Origin of the sequence: Weissella sp. DD23 (genome assembly GCF_001579105.1) — a bacterium.
Lineage (GTDB): Bacteria > Bacillota > Bacilli > Lactobacillales > Lactobacillaceae > Weissella > Weissella cibaria.
The window spans coordinates 1-543 of record NZ_KQ970443.1 but is presented as its reverse complement, the minus strand read 5'-3'; the positions used below and the strand labels follow the sequence as shown (position 1 = coordinate 543).

Here is a 543-nt window from a genome sequence, read left to right as displayed (position 1 = left end):
TATGCGAGCTGTCATCTCAACAACCGATCCCTTGCCATTCGTTCCAACCACATGGACAATCCGAAGTTGCCGGTCTGGCTGACCCAACCATTTATTCACCTGGCGCAAAAAATTCAAACGGCCCGCATCATCAACGCGCCAACCGCTGTCCTTCAAGTTAAGTACTTCTTCATAGGTCCGCATTTAGTGCACCTGTTGTTGAAATTCTTGGCGCAGCATGGCATCCGTCTTGAAAATTCCGCGCGTGACTTGAGTCGTCGTGGTTGTACCAGGCCGGTTAATGCCACGCATCTCCATGCACATATGCCGGGCCGAAATGTGTACCGCGACGCCTTCAGCTGACACAATGCGCGATAGCTCATCTGCAATCAATGTTGTTAGACCTTCTTGGACGCTTGGTCGACGGGCTGCCCAATCAACGAGGCGCGGAATTTTGCTCAACCCGATTACCTGCTGTTTTGGTTGGTAGGCAACCGTGACCGTCCCAAAGAATGGCAGCAAATGGTGCTCACACATGCTATAAAACGGGATGTCGGCCACCAC

Annotated in this window: 1 protein-coding gene and 1 pseudogene; both read right to left on the bottom strand. The window is 52.1% G+C overall.

Annotation, left to right across the window (positions count from 1 at the left end; all coding sequences use genetic code 11):
* Positions 1-183: pseudogene (locus WEIDD23_RS12140) on the bottom strand (bifunctional folylpolyglutamate synthase/dihydrofolate synthase); the annotation flags it as partial.
* On the bottom strand, positions 184-543 hold a 360-nt coding region (gene folE / locus WEIDD23_RS12135; RefSeq protein WP_062359100.1), incomplete at its 5' end, for a GTP cyclohydrolase I.